Raw genomic sequence first — 2,114 nt, 5'->3', positions numbered from 1 at the left:
ACATGCGTCGTTCCCGCATGTGATTGTAAGCCGCGACGTGGACTTGGTCGCGCGGGGTTCATACAAGATCGGCTAACCATACCGCACCACCATACCCTCAGCGATTGGCTCCGACCGCGCGCCGGAAGAGCAGCACCGGGGCCGGATACCCCTCGACCTCGGTGCGGCATCGCCGGCGCAGTCGCGCTGATCGGACGCGATTGCGGCCGAGCCTGAGCCCAGCTGGACGCGCGGCCTTGCGGCGACGTGGAGTCTGGATGAGCGATGACCTGGCTGCCCTTCTCCTCGTCCTGGCGACCGAGAATGCCGAATTGCGCCAGCAACTCGCCGCCGCCCAGGACATGCTGATGGAAACCGCTATCGACGCTGGCCACCTGCATACCCGCATTGAGGCGGTTCAGGACGAGTGGGATGCGTGGCAGGAGTAAGCCGAGCGGCTACAGGTAAGGTCGGTGCGGATAGGGTCGTGAGCGGTCCCCACGGCTAGGTCCGCTTGATGCGACCGCTGTCCAGAAGCGGACGGGCAGGAAACCACCGAGGCCGTGTGAGAACGCAGATCCCTCAGGTTCAAGGCGAAGGTCCTGAGAGTGTCGCAGAGCGAAGTGGTGGCCTTCAGGCCCGGATCGCCGCCATCAGCGGACCGACCCCGAAGATCTGGATCATCCGCTTCATGTTGTAGGCCAGAACCTGCAGGCTCATCTCGGTTCTGACCTTCGCCAAGGTCCGGGTCAGGAAGTGGGTCGCTCCCATCCAAGCCTTCAGCGTGCCGAACGGGTGCTCGACGGTCTGGCGACGGATCTTCATCGCGTCCGGCATCCGGTCGAGCCGCGCCTGCATCGCGTCGAGGACGCCCTCGTGCACCCAGCGTTTGACACGGCGCGTCTCCGCCGGCGTGCAGCGGGGCTTAAGCGCGCAATCGAGACAGGCCGTCAGGTTGCGGTAGTGGCCCATCTCGTCGCCCTCGGCCCGGCGATCGGACCGGGCCGGCCCCTTGGTCAGGTGCTGGCCGGCGGGACAGGTGTAGTGATCCTGTTCGGCGTCGTAGACGAAGTCCTGTCCCGTGAAGAGGCCACGCTTGGCATGGCCCGAGGTCAGGGTCTTTGGCACGCAGGGCAGCACGCCAGTGCCTTCGCAGGCCAGGACCTGCTCGCCGTTGAGGTAGCCCCGGTCGGCCAGCACCGTGAGCGTGTCGCATCCCGTCGCCGCCTGCGCCAGAAGCCCCATCGGCGCGAGTTGCGCTCGGTCGCTCCCGATGTTGGTCACGTCGTGTGCCACGATCAGGTGATGCTCGGCATCCACGGCCGCCTGGACGTTGTAGCCGACCATGCCGGTGCCCTTGCCGCTGGTCGCCATGGAGCGCGCATCGGGATCGGTCAGCGAGACCTGGCCGTCAGCTGCGGCCTCGACCTGCCGGCCTCTCGCCCGGAGAACCTGCATCTGCTCGCGCAGGCCCGCGATCTTCTGCCTGAGCCGCGTCGTGCGCGCCTCGGCGATGTCGCTCGGCTCGCGGTCGGCCCGGTCCAACGTCGCAAGATAACGGCCGATGCTCGCCTCGACCTGCGCCAGGCGCGCCTCGACCTTGGCGGTGGTGAAGTTCTTGTCGCGGTTATTGACCGCCTTGAACTTGCTGCCGTCGATGGCAACGACGGCCTTGCTGAACAGGTTCAACCGACGGCAAAGCACCACGAACTGCGCGCAGGCGGCCTGGATTGCCGGACCATTGTCCTTGCGGAAGTCGGCCAGCGTCTTGAAGTCGGGCATCAGCCGACCAGTCAGCCAGATCAACTCGATGTTGCGCTGGCTCTCGCGTTCGAGGCGCCGGCTCGACGGGATGCGGTTGAGGTAGCCGTAGAGATAGATCTTGAGCAGGATCGCCGGATAGTAGGCGGGACGGCCAGTTGCCTCTGGCACGGCGCCCGCGAAGCCGAGCGTTGTCAGATCGAGCTCATCGACGAACACTTCGACGAGGCGAACCGGATTGTCGCCGGTGATATAGTCGTCCAGGCAATCGGGAAGCAGCGTGATCTGCTGACGGTCCTCACCTGCGATGAAGCGCTTCATCCCGACCTCCAAGATCGGAATTTACCCTATCAGATCAGCACGTTTTCACACAG

At 65.3% G+C, this 2,114-nt stretch carries 2 protein-coding genes; one reads left to right on the top strand and one right to left on the bottom strand.

Features of this window, described 5'->3' with window-relative positions:
* The first annotated feature begins 257 nt into the window (after positions 1-257).
* Positions 258-428 (top strand): hypothetical protein, encoded by a 171-nt coding sequence (locus MKK63_RS15530; protein WP_167627792.1) that lies wholly within the window; start codon positions 258-260, stop codon positions 426-428.
* A 184-nt stretch (positions 429-612) separates the two neighbouring features.
* On the opposite strand, the gene MKK63_RS15525 is transcribed toward MKK63_RS15530, so the two are convergent.
* Positions 613-2,061, bottom strand: a complete 1,449-nt coding sequence (locus tag MKK63_RS15525; RefSeq protein WP_244003250.1) for an IS1182 family transposase — start codon at positions 2,059-2,061, stop codon at positions 613-615.
* Positions 2,062-2,114: the final 53 nt, after the last annotated feature.

It is taken from the genome of Methylobacterium sp. J-088, from assembly GCF_022829295.1.
In the GTDB taxonomy this organism is placed as follows: domain Bacteria; phylum Pseudomonadota; class Alphaproteobacteria; order Rhizobiales; family Beijerinckiaceae; genus Methylobacterium.
This window is presented reverse-complemented; position numbering and strand designations above follow the sequence as displayed.